This is a genomic window from Halanaerobium saccharolyticum (genome assembly GCF_003259895.1).
GTDB classification, from domain to species: domain Bacteria; phylum Bacillota; class Halanaerobiia; order Halanaerobiales; family Halanaerobiaceae; genus Halanaerobium; species Halanaerobium saccharolyticum_A.
In genome coordinates this window covers 93,718-115,174 of the sequence record NZ_QLME01000001.1, presented here as the reverse complement: position 1 = coordinate 115,174, position 21,457 = coordinate 93,718, and the positions used below count along the sequence as shown (strand labels likewise).

The following is a 21,457-nucleotide window of genomic DNA, read 5'->3' as shown; positions in this document are numbered from 1 at the left end:
GTGATTAGCAAATTTGATCAAATATGATAAAATAAAGTCTCAATTCATTATTAGTAAATTTAGTTTTACAGATCCTTACATCTTTTTTACACCTGTTTTCATCCTGGGGACAGTCAATACAAAAACAGCGATTTTTTCTTCTCAGATCAGTAAACTTTTCTACCAGTTTTTGCAGCCTTTTTGATTTTCTAAAATTACCAAAGCAGTCAGTAAAAACTTCGTAGTCAGGTAGAAAAGGATCACTGTTGATTTCTCTTGCTCCGGGAACTTTTTCTATTTCTTCTGCTTTCTGCCAGAGCAGCTGATATAATTCTTCCTCGCTATATTTTTCTTTGCGCATTTACTCCACTTCCTTTTCTTTTGGGATTAAGAGCAGTTTTTCCTTAAAAGGCCGGGGTAGATAAGCAGTATCCTTTCTTTTAAAATTAACCTCCTGATAAATTTTGATAAACTGATTTTTAACATAACTTGTCTCCTGACTGTGGCAGAGGGCGGTAAAACCACCAAAGTTGCGGACAGCTTCTCTAACTGCAGGCGGCAGAGATTCCATAGCCTCCCCAGGGTTATAGTAGCCAAATTTACGCACAGCTTTTAAAGCCAGATACCATGCTTCTCCGGCTGTGATTTTAGCTGACTCTGGTTGTTTTAGTATTTCTATTGCCTTAACTATTTCGCCGGGAGTGGGGGGCCATTGCGGCTGATTGATAATCAATTTTTTCACCGCTGCCACCACCAGCTGGTACTGATATGATTTCAGGAGATCATACCAGACCTCCACCATCATTGTCGAACTGTCATCATCGGCCTTTGGAAACTTAAAGCGGTTATTATAGCAGTTGTTTAAATAACTCAGGATTTTAATGATTTCACTTTTCTTCATTGCTGTTTTCCTCCTCTTTTGCTGCCAGATACAGTTCCTTTAGGAGATTATTTTTTTGACTGGGAGCATTAAATTTAGAACTTTTAAGTTTGTTTTCCAGTTTAATTACCTGTTTTCTTAATTTTTTAGCACTTAAGATATTGTTTTTCCAGAACTGATCCTGTTGGCTGAAGCAGATAATTGCTTCTATTTCTGCAAAGCTGTAGCCTTTATTTTCCTTAGCCTTTGCTCCTACCGGACCGAGTCGGTGGAGTTTTTCCATTTCTTTTGTCCACTTTAGAAAAAGCCTGTCGGCAGGATCTTTTTTGGGAACAGCAGCCCGGGGATTATTAGCAGCTATCAGCTCAATTAAATAGGAAGCGAGTTCAGCTGCCTTTTTAAAATTATCATCTGAGTTTATCTGTTCTAAAAATTCTGCCTCCTCCTTTTTTCCAGACTCTGTTTTTATTTGAGCTTGAGTTTGAGTTAGAGTTGGAGATAGAGCTGGAGCTTGAGAGTTACTTTTATTTGTCGAAAGCCCATCCAGACTGTTTGTCTGCAGCCCCTTATTTCTATCTGCAGTAAGCCCCTTGCTTTTTCTGGTTGAGAAGCCCTTTTTTAAGAATCTTTTCTTTTTGCTTTCTGCTTTAAGATAGCTGTAAAATTTAGGATTATATAGTTCTGCCTGTTCAATAAAATCCTGCAGCAGCGGGGAGGTCGGCAGAGCCTCCAGTTTGTTTAATGCTGACTTGTAGTGGTTAATATTATTTAGAGGTTGATACTTTAAAGCATTGATGATCAAAATAATGGAGTTGTCTTTATCGTATTTAATAAAGTTCTCAGCACTGAGTTTATTAACCCCCTCCAGAATTTCTTCCTTTTTTAAGCACATATCTTCTGCCATGTAACTTAAAGGCAGGTGATAAAGTCCTTCGGAAATACTGTGCTGATTGCTTAATAAATAGAGGGCGATCATCCGCGTTTTAAAATCCCAGTTTTTAACCTTTTCATCAATCCAAAAATTATCCTGAATCCTGTTATAACCCATTTAAATCATCCTTTCTGTTTATTAAGAATTTTATCACAATTTAAAATAAAAATATGGAGTCCTCCTTTCTGCAAATTTCATATTAGATATTATAGCATTTGCTGGAAAATTTTTTAACAGTATTTTGTAATTATTTATAGATAGTAAATATTATAATGTGTAGGGGAGGCCAGAGATTGCCACATCTTTTCACTATTATTGTCGAATCAATTGAATTAAGAAAGAAATTGCAATATAATATAATTAGTTATAAGCAGGGAGCAATTTAAATCGGGGGTTGAGTTTAAAATGATTGAATATCTTTTAAAATTATATAAAAAGCCGAGGTTAATTATCATTGACCTGGCTTTAGTTAATCTGGCAGTACTATTTTCCTTTATTTTGCGTTTTGATGAAGCCTGGATGCAGTATTTTAGAATTGAATATTTGCTGGCAATTACAGTTATCTCATTTTTTGTCCTCTATTTTTCAGCACTCTATAATAAGATGTGGCAGTATGCCAGCATGTCCGAGCTTTATTCTATTTTTAAAGCCACAATAGTAATCAATATAATATTTGTAATCTATATCTATTTCTTTAGAGTTTCTTTTCCCCGCAGCATAATCGCCATTAATTTAATGTCGGATATCTTTTTGCTCGGAGGAATGAGGTTTGGACTTCGCCTGCTCAAAGATCATTTAAACCGCAATCAGACTCATAAATCTCAGAGCAGAGTTTTAATTATTGGAGCCGGTGATGCTGCAGAAATGATAATTAGAGAAATGCAGAAACATCCGGAAATTGGCAAAAGAATTGTGGGGCTTGTCGATGATGATCCGGCCAAGCAGTCTCTGGAGATTCACGGGAATCGGGTGCTTGGTAAATCTTCAAAAATACCGCAGTTGATCGAGGAATACGATGTTGATGAAGTAATAATCGCTATTCCCTCTGCCGATGGTAAGACAATTAAGCGTTTTTATGAGCTGAGCAATAAAAAAGAGGTCAAGGTGGAAATTGTACCTGGAGTTTATGAAATTCTAAAAGGTGATGTTTCCTTAAATCAGATCCGGGAAGTAAAGGTAGAAGACCTGCTGCGCCGGGATCAGGTGGATTTGATTACTGATGAAATTTCTGATTATCTGCAGGACAAAACTGTGCTGGTCAGTGGTGGTGGGGGCTCAATCGGTTCTGAACTCTGCCGTCAGGTTGCCAAGTTTAATCCGAAAAAAATAATTATTTTTGATATTAATGAAAATACTACCTATTTTTTAGAAAGAGATTTGCGCGATAAATATCCTAATTTAGATTTAGTCTCCATCATCGGAAGCATCAGGGACAAAAATAAGCTGGAGAAAGTTTTTGGCGATCATTCTCCAGATGTGGTCTTCCATGCGGCAGCTCATAAACATGTACCCTTAATGGAGACCAGTCCGGAAGAGGCTATTAAGAACAATATATTGGGAACCAGAAATCTGGCAGAAACAGCAGCTAAATTTAAAATTGATCGTTTTGTTCTAATTTCAACAGATAAGGCAGTTAACCCAACTAATGTGATGGGAGCTTCCAAAAGGGCAGCTGAAATGGTTGTCCAGACTATAAACAAAAAATCTGAGACCAAGTTTATGGCAGTCCGCTTCGGTAATGTTCTGGGCAGTCAGGGAAGTGTAATCCCCTTATTTAAAAAACAGATTGCTGATGGTGGTCCGCTGACAGTGACTCATAAGGATATAACCCGCTACTTTATGACTATTCCTGAGGCCTCTCAGCTTGTGATCCAGGCTGGTGCTTTAGGTAAGGGAGGAGAAGTTTTTGTCCTGGACATGGGAGAGCCGGTCAAGATTATGGAGCTTGCTGAAGATTTAATTTCGCTTTCTGGTTTAACTCCCTATGAAGATATTGATATTGAGGTGATCGGACTGCGCCCGGGAGAAAAACTTTACGAAGAGCTTTTATGTGATACTGAAGATAATCTGCCCACAGAACATGAGCGGATTTTTATCAATAATTTAGAAGCTGTAGACCAGGAGTTTTTAAATAAACATCTGAAGCGCCTGACAAAACTTGCAGAAAAGTCTGCTGGTAGTGAGATAGTTGCAGCTCTGGTTGATTTGGTAGAAACCTATCAGCCGAGGCGAGATAATGTCAAAAAGATTGATTTTAAAAAGGATAAAAAGAGCTCTTAATTCTGTGCCAACTTAGATCAGAAGCCGCATTTTTCCTGCCCAACTGGCCAAATATCATTTGCCAATTACTAAGAAAATCGATATACTATAAGTATCTGGAGAATACGAAGAAAGGCAGGTGGATCAGATGTCAGAAGCTGAAATTTTAGAGACACTTGTGGCCCGTTTTGACCAGCTTGATAAACGTTTTGATCAAGTTGAAAATAAACTAGATAAACACGATCAGCGTTTCGACCAGGTTGATAAAAATTTTGATCAAGTTAAAAACAAATTAAACAAACATGATCAGAGTTTCGATCAGGTTGATAAACGTTTTGATAAGTTGGTTAATATTCTTGAAGAGCAGAATATTGAACTGTATAATATCAAATCAACTCTTAAAAAGCACGATGAGAGATTTGATGAAATGGGACATACTATTAAAAAGATTCATAATCAAACTGCTCGCCTGAGTATTGGCCAGAGTGAACTGAATATGAAAATTGATAAGCTTAAAAATTCAACGGCAGAAAAAAACGAGGAAAATATCAACAGTATGTAACGTTGCTTAAGTATTAAGAAAGAAATAGCAAGAGCAGTTCTCATTTTTTTGCAGAGGCTGCTCTTTTTTTATCTGGTAACAGAGCTAGTAAAAGCAAATATCAAAACTGAAATTGATAGTATAAGTAAAGAAAAGCCCTCTAATGAGGGCTTTGATTTATTAATTAGTTATATTTTACTTTTATCTTTTTTCTGAAAGTGCGGTAATTTGGGGATAGTGTTTATAATAATCCGTTTTTCTTAAGAGCTTTAACTCTTCGTTTTGCCTCCAGATAAATATTTTGCCTGCTGCCGACAATAATCAACAAACATACTTTATTATCTTCTAAAATTTTAAAAATTGCTCTATATTGTCCATTAGATAAAGTGAACTTAAAACTTCTTAATCCTTTGAGATTTCCAGATAAAGATTTACTTTTTTTAATTGGATCATTTTCTAAAGAAATAATTTGTTTAATAGCATTTTCTTTTTGATGTTTAAGTCTTTTTAAGTCATCTTTTATTAAATGAATAATCTCAACAGAATAATTATTCATCTAATTTAATCCCCTCTTCTTCAGCAAAATCTCTCAGATTTTGTGTATTCCCTTTTTCATATTCACTTTCTGCATATGCTGTTAATTCTACAAGTGGATCTTTAATTGCCCTGGTTAATTCTACTCTTCCGGGGCTGAGATTCATAAAAAGTACATCTCCTGATTCAATATCTGCAGCTTTTCTAGCTTCTTTGGGGATTGTTATTCTGCCTCTTGAGTCCACTTTGACAACTAATTTATCACTCATTTTATCACCACCCTGTATTTTATGGGTTTTACCCACATTTATATTATATAATATGAAGAACTTTATAGCAACTCATAATAGAAACTGTTATAATTTTTCTGTAATAGGAGGAATTTTGGTTTGTAGTTTTTTGATTTACAATTTTTATTCTCCAGTCCAAAACACTTTTGTTGGAGAAGACCTGAAGGTTATGCTATAATTAAAATTAATAATGAATAGATCAAAAATTTTAAAATATAAGATCAATTAGCTGCACAGGAGGTTAAAATATGTTACAGCAAAATTTAGGCGATTACTTATCGACTCTACCCAAAAAGGAACTAACTGAAATCAGACAGTACTGGCAGTTTGGCGGAATCAGTCAGTTAAACAAGTCTGAATTAATAGAGGCTCTCGTTGAAAGAATTAAAGCTCAGCTTAAAGACTGGCTTAAGTATCAGCTTCCCAGAAATATTGATTTTTTAGCGAGGGTAATTGAAAAACAGAAGCAGAAGAAGAGAGTGAAAGTAACTTTTAAAGAAGTTTTACCACAGGCTTTAAATAACTTTTATTATCGGGGAATTCTTGACCTGATAGATGATGAAGAGGAAACTACTGTCAGAATCCCGGTTGATTTAGCAGCACAAATTGAAGAAATTACAAATGACTCTGAGTTTAAAAAACGGCTTCAGAAAAATAAAGAAATCATGACTTTTGTCAGTGGTTTGCTGGTTTATTATGGTGCCTTAAGCGCAAGTGAAATTTATGATTTTTATGAAAAATATTATGATAACTCTGGAAAAGATGTAAATTATCTTTATTTGCGAAAGCTAGTAGATGAAATATATCTCTCAACTGATAGAATTGAACGCTACGGTTATTATTATCTTGATCCCGGAGTTATTAGCCCGGAAGAAATAATTGATGAAATCGAGATGAGGCAGAATGTAGATTATTATTTACCTCGAAAAAAGGACATTCTCTATGCCGGCAGCAATGAAGAGGAAAAGTTGAATTTTGTGCAGCGTAAATTCAAAAAAATGTTAATCAAAGATTTTTCAATTCCAGAAGTTGAGGCTGAAGATATGCTCTGGACCATGAAGCTGGATATAAAAAATGATTTTAGTACTATGTCGATGCTGCAGGATTTTGCCATTGATTATGAGTTTGAAAATGAAAAGCAAACCCAGAAGTTTGTGAAGCAGCTGAATGAGCTGCACAATAACACCCGGATGTGGATTCTGAAAGGCCATACTCCAGAGGAGCTGTTTGAAGAAGAGAGAAAGCACCTGCAGCCCCTGCCAAAAAATGAAAGAGATGGTTCCGTCGGTGAACAGACAGTTGTCAAAGGCGAAAAAGTTGGCCGAAATGATCCCTGTCCCTGTGGCAGCGGCAAGAAATATAAGAAGTGCTGCCTGGGTAAGGATAGCTGAGGATTTATGAAGGTTGGAGATTAATGTTTGGTTAGAGGAAGGTGTAGAAATGGAATATGGACCAAACCCAGATAAAATATATCCGAATGATGCTTTAAAAAAATATTTGTTATATTAAAAATGTAATAACTCGCAAAGATATTATTGTTGGAGATTATACCTATTACGATGACAAAAATGAACCAGAAAAATTCGAAGAGCATGTTACTCATCATTATGATTTCTTGGGTGATAAGTTGATTATTGGTAAATTTTGTGCAATTGCAAAAGGTATAGAGTTTATTATGAATGGTGCAAATCATCGAATGAATTCTGTTACAACTTATCCATTTAATATTATGGGTAATGGGTGGGAAAAATCCACTCCTTCACTTGATGACTTGCCATTTAAAGGTGATACAGTTGTTGGAAACGATGTTTGGATTGGACAAAATGTAACTATTATGCCTGGAGTTCAAATAGGTGATGGAGCAATTATTGCAGCAAATTCTGTTGTAACAAAGGATGTTTTGCCATATCATATAGTTGGTGGAAATCCATGCAGAATTATAAGGAAAAGATTTGATGATGAGTTGATTGATTATCTTTTGAACTTAAAATGGTGGGATTGGCCAGCAAAAAAAATATTTTCAAATTTAGAAATACTTTGTAGTTCTGATCTGAAAAAAATTAAATCTATTAAGTAATTTAATTTGTATAGTCATTAATCTTATTTCATAGTTAGAGTGAATAATGTCATTTATGAAGTTTTTAACTAAAGTATGGTACTGCACATAAATAGTGCATTGGCGCTGATTGGGTATGATGTTGGGCTGTAAAATAGCCGTCGCCCGTTGAGACATGGCTTTTGTCACATCTCTTGCAGTTGTTTAAGCTGAAAATGCTGATAAATAGCAAGCGATGTGCCAAACTAAAGAATAAGGACAGCCATGTCGCAAATGTTCGGGACGTTTTATAAAATTTGATTTAACAAATAATTAAAGAGGAGCCTAATTATGATAAAACCAGAAAGTTTAAAAAAAGGAGATAAAATAGCAACGATAAGTTTATCATCAGGGCTGGCAGGAGATAAAGAATTCAGATGTAGATATGAAATAGGGAAAAAAAGACTAGAGAATTTATTTGGACTAAAAGTCGTAGAAATGCCTAATAGTTTAAAAGGGAGTAAATATTTAAGCAATAACCCCAAAGCAAGAGCTGAGGATATGATAAATGCATTTAAAAATAAAGAAATAAAAGCTATATTTTCTAACATAGGTGGTGATGATACCCTTAGATTACTTCCCTACATAGATTTTGACGTTATAAAAAATAATCCTAAAATATTTATGGGTTATTCAGATACAACAGTAAATCATTTTATGTGCTATAAGGCTGGGTTGACAAGTTATTATGGCCCCAGTGTTCTAGCAGAATTTGCTGAGAATGTTGAAATGCATGATTATACAGTCAAATGGATTAAAAAAGTTTTATTTAATAATAAAACTATAGGAGAAATTGAAAGTAGTAACTACTGGACTTCTCAAATGTTACCATGGGAGAATAGAGAAAATAGTAAAATTAAAAGAGAATTGAATAAAGAAAAAAGAGGCTATGAATTACTTCAAGGTGAGGGTGTAGTTAAGGGGGAATTAATAGGTGGTTGTATAGAGGTTTTAGACTGGTTGAGAGGAACAATTTTATGGCCTGATTTAGAAGCATGGGAAAATAAAATACTATTTCTGGAGACTAGTGAAGAAAAGCCTACACCTATAGAAATTAGAAGATATTTGAGATCTTTAGATGCAATTGGTATATTTGAAAGATTAAATGCTTTGATCATAGCCAAGCCGCAAGCTGAGAAATATTATGAAGAATATAAAGAAGAATATTTAAAAGTAATAAGAGATGAAGCAAAGAGAGATGATCTTCCAATAATGTATAATATGAATTTTGGACATACAGCACCAATGTTTATATTACCATATGGAGTAGAGGCAGAAATAGATTGTGATAATAATAAATTTCGAATTAATGAAGCAGGAACATCAGGTTTATAAGCTTTAAAAGTCAGCAAACTTTATAATATGACAGGGGATTAGTGTCATACCTTCTGTTATAAAACTTGCAATTTAATAAAAAAGGAAGATCAAATTGAGAATCAGGAGAAGCAGTAAAGATGATATTAATAAGTTAGTGGATTTATGGTATGAAGTATCATTAGAAGCTCATAATTTTGTTGATAAAAAATATTGGAAATCAGCAAAAGCAGATATGAAGGAAAAATATATTCCAAATTCTGAAACATATGTTATAGAAAATAATAATGAGTTATCTGGATTTATTTCAATGCTGGATAACTATTTAGCTGCAATTTTTGTCGATGCCAGATTTCAAAGCAGAGGTTTTGGTAAAGAGTTATTAAATCATGTAAAAAAGGATAGAGATTATATAGAATTAAAAGTTTTTAAAAAAAATATTAGAGCTTATAATTTTTATTCAAAAAATGGGTTTGAAATAAAAGAAGAATTGGTAGATAAAAAACTAAAAGAAGAAGAATATTTAATGATCTGGAAAAAGTAATAGATTACTGCTAGTTGTCATATAAGATGAGATTGACGTTATGCCTTTTGTCATCTGGATTGCAGCCAAACCAAACCAGATGTAACAAACTAAGCTTCACGCCAGTAAATATACAAGAACAAATCCAGGGATGTTTAATTTTTTAGTTTAGTTCAAAATAATAATATGTAACAATAATAACTGGCTAAATGAGCAAAAGCAAAGGATTGAGGGTTGATTATTATGGATAGTAAATTAAATAAAAGGTTGAGCAGTTTAAAGAAATTCAAAAAAGCACTGAAAGATCACTTTATAAAAAAAGATGCTGAATGGATAGATATTAATGTAACTCCTCTAGGCAGAATAGATTTAACTATTGTTAGTAATAAATTTGAAGATGATGAATCAGAATCTTTAAAATTTATAGAGAGCTCTTTTCAGAAACTTGATGATTTCTACCATAAAGGATTTACTACCTTTTATAGTGTTGAAGATGCTGATTTTTCTGGAATCAAAAAACCCTCAACTAAAAAAGATGGATTTTCTGACTGGGAGAGCATGATAAAATCATTAGAAGCTGATGCCAAAATTAAAGATAAAAAAGTAAAAAATGATTTGCCTCACCTTATATCTTTTTATTCGTATAAAGGTGGAGTTGGGAGAACTCTTGCTTTAGTTCAGACCGCTTATCTTTTAGCTAAAAAAGGCAAAAATGTATTAATGCTCGACTTAGACATTGAAGCTCCAAGTTTATATGATATTTTCTCTAATAAAATTGAACTGGACAAAGGGATTGTTGATTATCTTTATGAACAGGAATTTGCCGGCGAAGAGAAAGATATAAATATTGATGATATTGTTAGTAATATCCAGGTAGATGAAACACTTGCCGGTAATTTGTATACTATCCCTGCTGGAATAATGTCTGCAGAGTATATTTATAAATTAACTCAGTTAAAACCTAAATTTCTTTCCCGGAGAGACTATTTAACTGTTCTATTAGAAAAATTGCAAAAAAGATTAGAGATAGATATTGTACTTATTGATTCTCGAACTGGTATCAATGATTGGGGAGCTTTTTCTATTTTAGATATTGCGGATGAAGTATTCTTTTTTACTTATCCAAATAGGGAAAACATAACTGGAACTCGAACAATAGTTGATTTAATGAAAAATATGCAGTTGAAGAAATTTACAGTTGTTTTTTCTAGAGTTGAAGCTGATGAGGGTCTTGATTATGCAGAAGAATTATTTGAAGAATTAAGGCTTGAGCAGGAATTCATCTCGATCGTGTATAATCCAAGATTAGCTGTAATTAAGGATTTTCCTAATGATAAATTCTTAAGTGAGTATCAGGAGATTGCAGATTTTATTTTAGAAAAAGATCAATTAGAGATTAATAAAACATATATTACAGATTATATTGATAAAAAAGAAGTGTTAAAGCAGCTGTTAGATAATATAAGTAAGGAATTTTATATAACTGAGGCCGAAAAAAAGGTAATGAGTAATAAATACAATTTTATAGCTGCTGACTCTCAAATAATAGAAAAACGATTTTCGAGATTAATAGATAATTTCAATAAAATTACCCCCATGCGAGAGGAAAAGGGGAGCTCTTTATTAGCTTTAGTAGAAAACAAACTCGTTTTTATTGAGGATAATAACTTTCTTGCTGAAAATCAATTTGAAGATTTATTTGATGTATTAAGTTATTTTTATTATGTAACTTTACAGGTATTGAAATCAGATGATTCAAAAATGGTTTTTACAGCTGATAACTTTATTCAGGAGGATTATTCTAGAATAAAAAGTGAGTTTATAGAGCTTGATTTCGATGATCGGATTCAAAAAATTAAAGATTTGACTCTGGTTGCAGAAGATTCAGATGATATTTTTTATTTAAATGAAACTGGAAACAGGATCAATAATGTAAGAAGAGAAATAAATTTGGTTATTAATCTAAATATTTTCGGAAATAATTATTTAACCGCTGAAAAAATTAATATATTAAATTCGGCAGTTGAATTTATTAGAGAACACTTTTCGAAGCTTAATCTGAAAATAATTGTATCTGATAGATATTATAAAAACAATCTGGAATTATTTACAGATTTACTTGGAGTTTATCAGCTTGAATGGAAAAAAGATGATCTAAAAAGGCTGATATTAGATTACTTACTTTCGGTTTCCAGTAATCTGGAAGATTACTTATATGCTATTAATCGGACCAATAAAGTTTCTACTTTTGAAGAAAAACTGGCTGAATTTAAAAGAAAAGAAAATGAAGAAAATAAGAATCAAGTTAGTGAAAAGTTCAATCTGAACAATTATTTTGCCAACAGTGTAGAAATCAGAACAGACTATCTGTTAAATTTATTCTGGGGAATTAGAATTAATCCTGAAATTTATTCTAAAAAGGTTATAGATTATTTTTATGATTTACTAGAATCAAAAAATATGATGAACCCTATCTCAGTAGCAGAAATTTTAAGTGAAACAATAAAATTAGAAATTGAGAATAACTTAAAGAGCAAAAAGTCACTTATTAGTAGAGATAGTTTAGGCTGTGTTTTTGAAAGATATTAGATGAAACTTAATAAATATTTTTTTGAAAATAAGGATTGAAGGAAATTAGATTACGGTCCTAAAATGATTAAGTAAAATAAAATTGAGTGAGATAATACTCCTGGAGTTATTTATTAGCTGCCAGGAGTATTTTTTTGTTTTGGAAATTAGTATTCCAAAAGAGTAAAATCGTATACAAATAAAGCTATAAAATTAAGTTTACATCATTAATCGTACATGATATAATCAAATTGTATACAATTTGGAGGTGATAAAATTTGGAACACACTTTAGAAATTTTGAAAATTATTGAAGGCGCTTTGAAGTCAGATCAAGATAAGGTTGTTAACTATACGAAATTGCTCAGTAATAAACTTGAAAAAGAAGGAGAAAATAAAGTTGCTGATAAATTAAAAAAAGCTCTTTCTTCTAACAATACTAAAAAACATATGACGGCGCAAAATTTAGATTCAATTATGAATGTTCCGGTTGATCAGGAGTCAAGATTATCTATGGCTGATGTAATAATGCCAGAAGAAATTTCTGGGGACATAGTTTTAAATAAATTAGAAAAAGAAAAAATAGAAGAATTCATTTTAGCTTATGAAAAAAGTGATTTACTTGCTGCTTCTGGTTTAGAGTTTCCAAATACATTATTATTTTATGGCCCACCTGGATGTGGAAAAACAAAATTAGCTCACTATCTTTCATTAAAAACAGGGCTTCCATTATTAGTTGCCCGACTGGATAGTCTTATTTCTTCTTATTTAGGTAATACAGCTAAAAATATTAGATATTTATTTGAATATGTAGAGACAACTCCCTGTATATTATTTTTAGATGAATTTGATGCACTGGCCAAACTGCGAGATGATAAAAATGAGCTGGGTGAATTAAAAAGGGTTGTTAACAGTCTGCTGCAGAATATTGATTTTCTTAATGAAGGTCACATCTTAATTGCTGCCACTAATCATGAACAATTACTAGATCCTGCTGTCTGGAGACGATTTGACTACACTTTAAATATCAAAAAACCTTCTTTTGAATCTAGAAAAGAACTAATAAGACTTTTTTTAGGAACAGACAAGTTAAATAAAATGGATTATGAGCTCTTAGCTCATATTTTTAAAGATTTAACTGGAGCCCAGATTGAGGATATCTGTAATAGTTCTTTAAGGGATAGTATTATTAGGGATAATAAATTTAATGTTAAAATTTTAGTTAAAAGATTTTTTTCTTATATAGATTTTTTTGATTCAGAGACTGATCTTTCTGATAGAGAGAGGGCAAAAAAAATATCTATTTATTTAAGGAATATTGATGATAAAATTTTTAGTTATTCTAAAATTGCTAAATTGCTTGGATATTCAAAGGCATATATTGGTCAGTTAATCCGGGAAGGTAGTGAGAATAGTGAGTGATAAGAATGAAAGATTGCCGATTAAAGTAGTTTTTTCTAGAAAACAGGATAAAACAAAAAATACCGGGGGAGGTCAGACTAAGTTTTTTGGGGAAGTGACACCAGAGCTTAGAAAAAGCCTGTCGGATAAATTTGTTAGTCTTAATAAATATTATTCAAAAAATTTCAAAGAATTTCCTGAAGTACCCTGTGTCGGTAAAATAAAAATAAAGAATAAAGCAATTGCTAAATCTCATAAACCCAATAAAATATTTAACCCTGATACTTGTCCTATTATTGGCAGTAATACATTTGATGAAATTTTTATTAAGTTAACTAAGACTGGAATTGATACGGTTATTAGTGAAATGAAGAATAATAGTACTGAAAAATTTAAGTCTAACTTAACGGTTATTGATAATATATTACCTTATACTTCTGAAGACATTTTTTCTGAGTTTTCTAAAGAAGAAATGTATAAACAAATAAACTCAGGAAGACCAGTAAAATTAAAATTATTTAATTTTGATAATCAACAGGATAATAAAAATTCACACCAAAATTTTTATAGGCTTTTAGAAAAATATAACCTTATTGATAATTTGGAAGAAATAAGTTTCAGTGATTTATTTAAAACCTTCAAAGTAAATAATTGCGACAAAAATAGTCTGGATAATATAGCTGGATTTAGTGCGCTTAAAACTATTTCTCCTATTAGAACTATCAATACTGCGCCAATCAAAAGTTATTCAGTCAAAAGTATTGATCCTTCAGAATATAAGAAGCCTGGTAAAAGTGAATACCCCGTTATCGGTGTTGTTGATAGTGGGATAAAGGCAGACCATCCTTTATTAGAGCCCTGGATATATGCAAGAGAAAGTTTTGTGCCGGAAGAATATCAAAATAATCAACATGGTACTTTTGTAGCGGGGTTAATTCAGTATGGAGATATTTTTAATAATTTTAAAAATAGAAGTAATCAAAAGTTTAAATTTTTGGATGTTGTTGTTATTCCAAATGATGATCCTCAATATGGTAAAGTAGATCATTTAACAGAAGACCAATTTATAGAGATTATGAATGAAGTTGTCCCTAAGTATTCAAATGAAGTTAAGATCTGGAATTTATCATTAGGTTCCAGTATTATGTGCAAGAATGATGAAATTAGTGATTTAGCTGTTTTTTTAGATGAATTATCGGATAAATATGAGGTTAAATTTATTTTATCAAGCGGCAATTATAATACTCCTCCATTTAGAAGTTGGCCCCCTGTTAAAGATCTGGGTGAAAATGATAGAATTACTTCTCCAGCTGATTCAATAAGATCTCTCACAGTTGGTTCTATTGCTCACAAAGATTCCGATAATTCAATTGTAAAAAAACATGAACCTTCTCCATTTAGTCGACGTGGACCTGGAGCAAACTATGTAATTAAGCCTGAGGTAGTAGATTATGGAGGTAACTTAGATAGTGAATGGAGCTGTAATAATTTAGGTGTTTTTTCTCTTGGCGAAGATTGTTCTATCTTTGAAAATATTGGTACCAGTTTTTCTACCCCTTTAGTTACTAATACTTATGCTGCTATAAATAATAGTTTGGACAACCAGGATTTATTGACTTCAAAAGCTTTATTAATACATTCTGCTAGACTTTCCAATTCGGTTAAGATTAATAAAGATGAAGAAAATAAATACTATGGTTTCGGACACCCTAATATATTACCAGCTGATATTTTAAGCTGCAGAAATGATAAGGTTACCTTAATTTTTAATGAGCTTATCAAAAAGGGAGAGCATCTTGAACTTTATGATTTTCCATATCCCGAGTCATTATTGAGAAATAATAAGTGGTATGGTGAAATATATATGACTTTAGCGTATGATCCTCCCTTAGATCCGAATTTTGGTCAGGAATATTGTAGGGTTAATATCAATGCTTCTTTAGGAACTTATAAAGAAATTAATGAAAATGGTGAGTTGAAATTTGATTATTCCGGTGAAGTACCATTAGAAAAAAATTGGGACAGCAAATATGAAAAAGAGAGAATTCAAAATGGTTTTAAATGGTCGCCTATAAAATCATATTATAGAAAAATTCCCAGGGGTATAAAAAATCAGGACTGGAAATTAAGAGTAGATTTTCTGAACAGGAATGAAAATAATACTGCAAAACAAAGATTTGTTCTTGTCATAACAATTATTGATCCTGAGGGAGCAGACATATATACTGATGTAGTTAATCAACTAAGACAGAATGCATTTACTTTTAATAATTTAAAATTGAAACAGCAGGTAAGACAGCGATATTAATCAGGGAGTTTGATAAATATTATTTGCATTGGCTTAAAAATAAAGATATAATAAATACAGGTAATTACCAATCTGGAAACCATTAATTTGTTAGATAGAGGAGAATACCAATGGCAAATAAATCTGGAGTTTATTATAAAGAAGTAATAGAAGATATAATGGATAAGATAAATTCAAAAGAATTAAAAGTAGGCGATAAACTGCCATCTGAAAGGGAATTGTGCGATTTATATTCTGTCAGCAGGACTACAATTAGAAAAGCAATTGATGTACTTGTAACAGAAGGTTATCTTAATAAAGAAGCGGGAAAAGGAACCTTTGTTAAAAATAATAAAGGCTCGCTTAGTAATAATGAACAGTTAACTGGTAATGTCTTGTTTGTTCGCTGTGTACACAGTGATAATAAGGATAATTTCTCTAATGGAAATGACATTTTTTATCCGGCCTTATTAATGGGGATCGAGCAATCTGCAGCAGATAATGGTTACCACTGTATCTATAAAACAATAGACGAAAAAAGTATTGACCAGGAAGAAATTGATCAGCTTTTAGCAAAAGTAGAAGGTATTATCTGGGGTGGGGAGCTGCATAACAAAGAATTCTTAAATCATCTACTGGATATTAACATTCCCCTGCTTTTAGTAAGTCCCTCGATAACAGTGGACAATGTAGATACTGTAAATATTGAGGATAAAAAAGGGGCAACAAAAGCTGTAGAATATCTTATCGAAAAAGGACATCAAAATATAGCCTTTATTGCTGGAGATGCAAATAGTTTTCCCTCACAGCAGAGAAAAGAAGGTTATTTAAATGCAATGCAGAAAGCGGGATTAGAAAGCAATCAACTGGTAATTACTGCAGAAGGTTGGGATTTTGATGCTGGCTATCAGGCTATGAAAAAAGTTGTGAAGAGTAATAAGGAAATAACAGCCATTTTTGCAGCTTCTGATCTCCTGGCAATGGGCGCTATAAGTCAGGCTAAAGAAGAAAATATTAAGATTCCTGAAGATCTATCAATCATTGGTTTTGATGATGTAGATTTGGCCAGACAGTTAAAACCTAAATTAACTACTTTAAAAGTTATGAAAGAGGAAATGGGAAGAGTTGCTGGAAAGCTGCTTTTTGAATCAATACTTGAAGGACGAAATTATTCCTTAAATGTTACTTTACCGGTAGAACTAATAGAAAGAGAATCAGTAAAAGAAATACTATAAAATAAAAATTCTAAAATATAATATCATATAAACTTTAACCTGCATATTTTTATGCAGGTCTTTTTTTTGAAAAAATATTTGCAATAATTAAAAAGAGGTTATATAATATAAATACAGGTAATTACCAATTGTATAATTATTGACTTATAACCTATATAACAAATATAGGTAATTACCAGTAGTGAAAATAATAATTAAGGGGGGATATTTAAACTTTTGTTTAATAATCAGGTTATCAACAACTTTAGAGAGGGGACTAAAATGAAAAAAATTATTTTTTTTACATTAATATTACTTCTTTTAAGTATTAGTGTTTCTGCTCAAACAGTAGAATTAACTTTTTGGAATGGATTTACCGGGCCGGATAGAGAATATGTAGAAGGAATTGTCAATAAATTTAACGAAGAACATCAGGATATTGAAGTTAAGATGGAAATTATGCCCTGGGACAGCTTTTTTCAGAAACTTTTGCCATCACTGGCTGTAGGTCAGGGACCAGATATTGCTGGAATGGGACGCGAACATTTATCCAGGTTTGCTGATGCTGGAGTAATTGCCCACATAGATGATTTTTATAATGATTACTTAGCTAAAGAAAATTTACCACCTTCCTTATATGAAGCTATGCGGTGGGAAGATAAAGTTTATGCTGCACCTATGACTCTGGCAACAGCTGGGTTTTATTATAATAAAGAGCTTTTTGCAGAAGCAGGTCTGGGAGAAGAACCACCTGAAAATTGGGATCAGCTTTTTGAATATGCACGCAAATTAACCAAAGATACTACTGGAGATGGAAAGATAGATCAGTATGGTTTTATCTTTCCGATAAAAGGTTATCTTGAAGCCTGGTCAATAGTTATCTGGGGTAATAATGGTCGAGTCTTAGAAGATGGAGAAATCAAAATCAACGAAGCGAAAGCAGTTGAGACAATTAAAAGACTTACAGATGCTATGAAAGAAGACAAAATATCTCCCTTTGTAATTAATGGAGTCGAAGGAGACCAGCTGTTTGCTTCCGGTAAAGCAGCAATGTATTTTAATGGACCCTGGGCTTATCCTCAGTTTGAAAATGCAGGTATAGATTTTGGTGTGGCAGCTGCTCCTGAAAACCCAGCCGGAGAAAGTGTTAATTGGGCTGGCGGTACCGCAATGGTTTTAAACAAAAACAGTCTAGATAAAAAAGAAGCGGCCTACAAGTTTTTTGAGTACTGGAATTCAAAAGAATCTCAAATATATTTTTCTATAAATACTGGTTCACCTCCCACCAGAACCGATATTCCAGAAGCTGAGTTTTCTCAAAAAGCTGTAATTAATACTTTTTCTGAGATTTCAGAGAAGTCCAGATTCCCTCTTAATAAAGAACCCGAATTTTCTACAATAATCAGTGATGTTATACATCCAGCTTTAGAAAGAATATTATATGATGAAGCTACAGCACAGGAATCTTTAGATCAAGCGGCAGAAGAATTAGAAAAATTTATAGAATAAATGTTAAAAAGAGAAGGGGGAGATCTCCCCCTTCTGTTTTAAAAGTTAGGAGGATGAGGAATGCAGCTATTAAAAAAGATTAAAAATAGCTATAAACTGAGAAGAAAGCTGATGGCATATCTTTTTATATTACCAAGTTTAACAATTTTTATTCTATTTATCTTATATCCGATAGTTTATTCGTTTATTATGAGTTTCTATGACTGGAATATACTTTCCACAGAGGCTTCCTATATTGGTCTGGATAATTATAATAACATGTTAAATGACAGCCGTTTCTGGAATGCTTTAAAAAACACTTTTTATTTTTCTTTTGGTTTTGTCCCGATTGGAATTATCATTTCTTTAATTTTAGCCTTATTTGTTAATAGAAAAATTAAAGGGAAAAATATATTTCGGACCATCTATTTTCTACCTGTAATTGCTCCAATGTCAATCATAGCAATAATCTGGACCTTTCTTTTAAATCCTGATATCGGGATGATATCTTACTATTTTTCATTAATCGGATTAGAGAATACTGCCTGGCTGAGGGATCCAGATCTGGCAATGCCGGCGGTTATTATGGTCAGCATCTGGAAAGAAATGGGCTTTAACATGGTTGTTTTTCTTGCCGGTTTGCAGAGTATTGACGAAAGTTATTATGAAGCTGCAAGAATTGATGGCGCTACTAAGTTGGAACAGTTTTTTTATGTTACTTTACCACTTTTAAAATCTACTACCGCTTTTGTAGTTATTATGACGGTAATAAAATCACTGCAGGTCTTTGATCAGGTTTATGTAATGACAGGTGGTGGACCACTATTCTCGACAGAAACTCTGGTCCAGTATATTTATAAATTGGGTTTTGTGAACTTTAATATGGGTTATGGATCGACAGTTGCTTATGCTCTTTTTATCTTATTATTGTTTGTAACCATTATCCAGCTTAGATATTTTAAAGGTGAGGAATAAATATTAAAAAGTAGGTGTTAAAAAGTTGAAGCTAACTAATTCATTAATTTATATATTTTTATTTATAATTGCTGTAGTAACTTTATTTCCATTTATCTGGATGTTTTTTACTTCATTTAAGGTGGAAGCAGATATCTTAGCCTATCCTCCTTCCTTAATACCGAGAACATTTTCTTTAAGATCTTATTTAGAAATCTGGAATAGCATACCCTTTTTCAGACTTTTTGTCAATACGGTTATTTTTTCTGTAGGAGTTACTTTTATTTCTGTTATATTGGATTCGATGGCAGCCTATGCTTTTGCCAGAATAGATTTTCCCTTTAAAAATATATTATTTATAATTGTTCTGGTTACTCTGATGATTCCGTTTCAGGTCATTTTAATTCCATTATTTAAATTACTTTATGAGTTAAACTGGCTGAATACATATCTGGGATTGATTGTTCCCCGTGCCAGCAGTGCTTTTGGGATCTTTCTGCTGCGACAATTTTTCGTAAAAATACCATATGCTCTCGAAGATGCTGCCAGGATTGATGGCTGTTCGGAATTCACGATATTTAGAAAAATTATTATGCCTCTATCAAAACCAGCCCTGGCAACAATTGCAATTTTTCACTTTATGTATAACTGGAATGATTTTTTGTGGCCGATGGTTATTACAAATAGCATGAGTATGAGAACACTGCCTGTAGGTCTGGCCTTATTTAGAGGAGAGCATGTAATAGAATATGGAATGTTAACTGCTGGAGCAGTACTTGCCCTATTACCAATAATTTTAGTTTATCTTTATGCTCAAAAATATTTTGTGCAGGGAATTGCTTTAACAGGATTAAAAGGATAAAAAGAGAGGGAGAGTGAAAATGGAAAAAAATAAATATATCGATATTTTTCAAGATGATGGTGATTTTAAGTGGATAACCGGGGTGGAAGATACCTTTGTTGGGCAGAGTAAAATGGGGAAAAGGAAATTAGATGAATATGAGCTGACTCAGCATTATATTTTCTGGCAGCAGGATCTTGATTTAGTAAAAGAAACTGGCTTTGAGATGCTGAGATATGGAATCCCCTGGTATAAAGTCAACCCAGCTCCAGGAGAATTTGACTGGTCCTGGACCGATAAAGTATTGGATTATATGACAAAAAAAGATATTGAGCCCATAATAGATTTAATGCATTATGGGACTCCTTTCTGGCTGGAAAATCAATTTTTAAATGAAGATTATCCCAAATATGTTGCAGAATATGCAGCAGAATTTGCAGCAAGATATGATAATATTAAATATTATACCCCTCTTAATGAACCCTTTATAAATGCTGAATACTGTGGAAAGAGGGCTTTCTGGCCTCCATATTTAGAAGGGGATTCTGGGTTTGTAAAGCTTACAAATCAGATTGCAAAAGGAATTATTTTAACAGTAAACAGGATCAGGGAAGTTAATCCTGATTCGGTAATGGTCCATGTTGATGCTATGGAAAAGTTTTTTGTGGATCCTGATAACTACAGTAAAAAAGCGGAAGAATATGTAAACTGGCAGAATGAGATTCGCTTTGTAAATTATGATTTAATATCCGGTCGGGTTAATGGAGACAGCAAAATATATAAATTTTTAGCAGAGCATGGTTTTAAAGATACTGATTTTGATTACTTTCTAAATAATAGGATAGACATTGATTTAATGGGTTTGAATTATTATCCACTGGTTTCAGTTCAGAAAGTCGGAGATATAAATGGAGAAATCGAATCAAAACAGGTCTGGGGTGGAACGGAGCGCTATAAAGAGTTGATAAAAGATTATTACAGCAGATATCAGCTTCCGATAATGCTGACCGAAACAAGTGTAGATAATGGTATAGAAAATAAAATTAAATGGTTAGATGATTCAGTAACGATGATCAAAGAGTTAAGAGCAGAAGATGTTCCAGTACTGGCCTATACCTGGTGGCCGATAATAGATATGGTTCACTGGGACTATATGGAAGCATTTGATGATGTAGAAAATTATCTGTTGAGAAATGGAATCTGGAAATTAGAAATGCAGTTTGACAGGACTTTAAAACGAGAACATACCCCTCTGGTTGAACATTTCAAAAAAGTCATAAATAAAGGTATTTAATTGCTGATTTTAAATAAAGAGTTCTGACAGGCTGCATCTGAGATGATCCCCTGCTGGTAGACAGG

At 32.7% G+C, this 21,457-nt stretch carries 18 protein-coding genes and 1 pseudogene; 14 read left to right on the top strand and 5 right to left on the bottom strand.

All coding sequences use genetic code 11. From position 1 onward, the window contains the following. Positions 1–4: 4 nt before the first annotated feature. Genes C7958_RS00510 through C7958_RS00500 form a run of 3 tightly spaced genes read right to left on the bottom strand, consistent with a single transcriptional unit; the run spans position 5 to position 1,907 of the window. The gene (locus C7958_RS00510; protein ID WP_111570706.1) at positions 5–340 is read right to left on the bottom strand and encodes a hypothetical protein; all 336 of its coding nucleotides are present in this window, start codon (positions 338–340) and stop codon (positions 5–7) included. Continuing rightward, positions 341–880 (bottom strand): replicative helicase loader/inhibitor, encoded by a 540-nt coding sequence (locus C7958_RS00505; RefSeq protein ID WP_111570705.1) that lies wholly within the window; start codon positions 878–880, stop codon positions 341–343. It abuts the gene before it with no gap. After that, a complete protein-coding gene (locus C7958_RS00500) occupies positions 867–1,907 on the bottom strand; it encodes a hypothetical protein (RefSeq protein WP_111570704.1) in 1,041 nt (346 codons plus the stop codon). The genes C7958_RS00505 and C7958_RS00500 overlap by 14 nt, the downstream gene beginning before the upstream one ends. Before the next feature lie 288 nt (positions 1,908–2,195). On the opposite strand from C7958_RS00500, the gene C7958_RS00495 reads away from it, so the two are divergent. Both C7958_RS00495 and C7958_RS00490 read left to right on the top strand, forming a co-directional pair. Next, positions 2,196–4,070 carry a polysaccharide biosynthesis protein gene (locus C7958_RS00495; protein ID WP_111570703.1) on the top strand — a complete coding sequence of 625 codons (1,875 nt, stop codon included), beginning with the start codon at positions 2,196–2,198 and terminating at the stop codon, positions 4,068–4,070. Positions 4,071–4,197: 127 nt separating this feature from the next. Then, positions 4,198–4,611 carry a hypothetical protein gene (locus C7958_RS00490; protein ID WP_111570702.1) on the top strand — a complete coding sequence of 138 codons (414 nt, stop codon included), beginning with the start codon at positions 4,198–4,200 and terminating at the stop codon, positions 4,609–4,611. Positions 4,612–4,831: 220 nt separating this feature from the next. On the opposite strand, the gene C7958_RS00485 is transcribed toward C7958_RS00490, so the two are convergent. After that, complete coding sequence (locus tag C7958_RS00485; RefSeq protein ID WP_111570701.1) at positions 4,832–5,146, bottom strand: type II toxin-antitoxin system RelE family toxin; 315 nt, start codon at positions 5,144–5,146, stop codon at positions 4,832–4,834. Continuing rightward, positions 5,139–5,393, bottom strand: coding sequence for an AbrB/MazE/SpoVT family DNA-binding domain-containing protein (locus tag C7958_RS00480; RefSeq protein WP_111570700.1), 255 nt, complete (start codon positions 5,391–5,393; stop codon positions 5,139–5,141). Before C7958_RS00480 ends, C7958_RS00485 begins: the two co-directional genes overlap by 8 nt. A gap of 269 nt (positions 5,394–5,662) precedes the next feature. Here C7958_RS00480 and C7958_RS15810 point away from each other — a divergent pair, with 269 nt between their 5' ends. The 12 genes and pseudogenes from C7958_RS15810 (at position 5,663) to C7958_RS00420 (ending at position 21,392) form a co-directional block, all read left to right on the top strand. Next, complete coding sequence (locus C7958_RS15810; protein WP_111570699.1) at positions 5,663–6,805, top strand: YecA family protein; 1,143 nt, start codon at positions 5,663–5,665, stop codon at positions 6,803–6,805. A gap of 49 nt (positions 6,806–6,854) precedes the next feature. After that, a pseudogene (locus tag C7958_RS00470) lies at positions 6,855–7,491 on the top strand (Vat family streptogramin A O-acetyltransferase). 306 nt (positions 7,492–7,797) lie between these two features. Further along, positions 7,798–8,844, top strand: coding sequence for an LD-carboxypeptidase (locus tag C7958_RS00465; protein WP_181453797.1), 1,047 nt, complete (start codon positions 7,798–7,800; stop codon positions 8,842–8,844). A gap of 94 nt (positions 8,845–8,938) precedes the next feature. Beyond that, complete coding sequence (locus C7958_RS00460) at positions 8,939–9,367, top strand: N-acetyltransferase (RefSeq protein WP_111570697.1); 429 nt, start codon at positions 8,939–8,941, stop codon at positions 9,365–9,367. 222 nt (positions 9,368–9,589) lie between these two features. Next, complete coding sequence (locus tag C7958_RS00455) at positions 9,590–11,935, top strand: tyrosine-protein kinase family protein (RefSeq protein WP_111570696.1); 2,346 nt, start codon at positions 9,590–9,592, stop codon at positions 11,933–11,935. Positions 11,936–12,192: 257 nt separating this feature from the next. Beyond that, on the top strand, positions 12,193–13,335 hold the full coding sequence (locus C7958_RS00450; protein ID WP_111570695.1) for an AAA family ATPase: 1,143 nt from the start codon (positions 12,193–12,195) through the stop codon (positions 13,333–13,335). Continuing rightward, positions 13,328–15,622: a S8 family peptidase gene (locus C7958_RS00445; RefSeq protein WP_111570694.1), complete on the top strand. Its 2,295-nt coding sequence runs from the start codon at positions 13,328–13,330 to the stop codon at positions 15,620–15,622. Before C7958_RS00450 ends, C7958_RS00445 begins: the two co-directional genes overlap by 8 nt. Before the next feature lie 110 nt (positions 15,623–15,732). Then, a complete protein-coding gene (locus C7958_RS00440; RefSeq protein WP_111570693.1) occupies positions 15,733–16,836 on the top strand; it encodes a GntR family transcriptional regulator in 1,104 nt (367 codons plus the stop codon). A 261-nt stretch (positions 16,837–17,097) separates the two neighbouring features. Further along, the gene (locus C7958_RS00435) at positions 17,098–18,324 is read left to right on the top strand and encodes an ABC transporter substrate-binding protein (RefSeq protein WP_111570924.1); all 1,227 of its coding nucleotides are present in this window, start codon (positions 17,098–17,100) and stop codon (positions 18,322–18,324) included. A 60-nt stretch (positions 18,325–18,384) separates the two neighbouring features. After that, entirely contained in the window at positions 18,385–19,278 is an 894-nt protein-coding gene (locus C7958_RS00430; protein ID WP_111570692.1) for a carbohydrate ABC transporter permease, read from the top strand. Positions 19,279–19,303: 25 nt separating this feature from the next. After that, the gene (locus C7958_RS00425; protein WP_243834266.1) at positions 19,304–20,119 is read left to right on the top strand and encodes a carbohydrate ABC transporter permease; all 816 of its coding nucleotides are present in this window, start codon (positions 19,304–19,306) and stop codon (positions 20,117–20,119) included. A gap of 19 nt (positions 20,120–20,138) precedes the next feature. Beyond that, positions 20,139–21,392, top strand: a complete 1,254-nt coding sequence (locus C7958_RS00420) for a family 1 glycosylhydrolase (protein ID WP_111570691.1) — start codon at positions 20,139–20,141, stop codon at positions 21,390–21,392. The last annotated feature ends 65 nt before the right edge of the window (positions 21,393–21,457 follow it).

Excerpts from the sequence above, each read along its gene's own strand:
- C7958_RS00435 (WP_111570924.1), top strand. The coding sequence starts at position 17,098 with ATGAAAAAAATTATTTTTTTTACATTAATATTACTTCTTTTAAGTATT.
- C7958_RS00510 (WP_111570706.1), bottom strand. The coding sequence starts at position 340 with ATGCGCAAAGAAAAATATAGCGAGGAAGAATTATATCAGCTGCTCTGG.
- C7958_RS00505 (WP_111570705.1), bottom strand. The coding sequence starts at position 880 with ATGAAGAAAAGTGAAATCATTAAAATCCTGAGTTATTTAAACAACTGC.
- C7958_RS00455 (WP_111570696.1), top strand. The coding sequence starts at position 9,590 with ATGGATAGTAAATTAAATAAAAGGTTGAGCAGTTTAAAGAAATTCAAA.
- C7958_RS00500 (WP_111570704.1), bottom strand. The coding sequence starts at position 1,907 with ATGGGTTATAACAGGATTCAGGATAATTTTTGGATTGATGAAAAGGTT.
- C7958_RS00420 (WP_111570691.1), top strand. The coding sequence starts at position 20,139 with ATGGAAAAAAATAAATATATCGATATTTTTCAAGATGATGGTGATTTT.
- C7958_RS00440 (WP_111570693.1), top strand. The coding sequence starts at position 15,733 with ATGGCAAATAAATCTGGAGTTTATTATAAAGAAGTAATAGAAGATATA.
- C7958_RS00430 (WP_111570692.1), top strand. The coding sequence starts at position 18,385 with ATGCAGCTATTAAAAAAGATTAAAAATAGCTATAAACTGAGAAGAAAG.
- C7958_RS00485 (WP_111570701.1), bottom strand. The coding sequence starts at position 5,146 with ATGAATAATTATTCTGTTGAGATTATTCATTTAATAAAAGATGACTTA.
- C7958_RS00490 (WP_111570702.1), top strand. The coding sequence starts at position 4,198 with ATGTCAGAAGCTGAAATTTTAGAGACACTTGTGGCCCGTTTTGACCAG.
- C7958_RS00480 (WP_111570700.1), bottom strand. The coding sequence starts at position 5,393 with ATGAGTGATAAATTAGTTGTCAAAGTGGACTCAAGAGGCAGAATAACA.
- C7958_RS15810 (WP_111570699.1), top strand. The coding sequence starts at position 5,663 with ATGTTACAGCAAAATTTAGGCGATTACTTATCGACTCTACCCAAAAAG.
- C7958_RS00495 (WP_111570703.1), top strand. The coding sequence starts at position 2,196 with ATGATTGAATATCTTTTAAAATTATATAAAAAGCCGAGGTTAATTATC.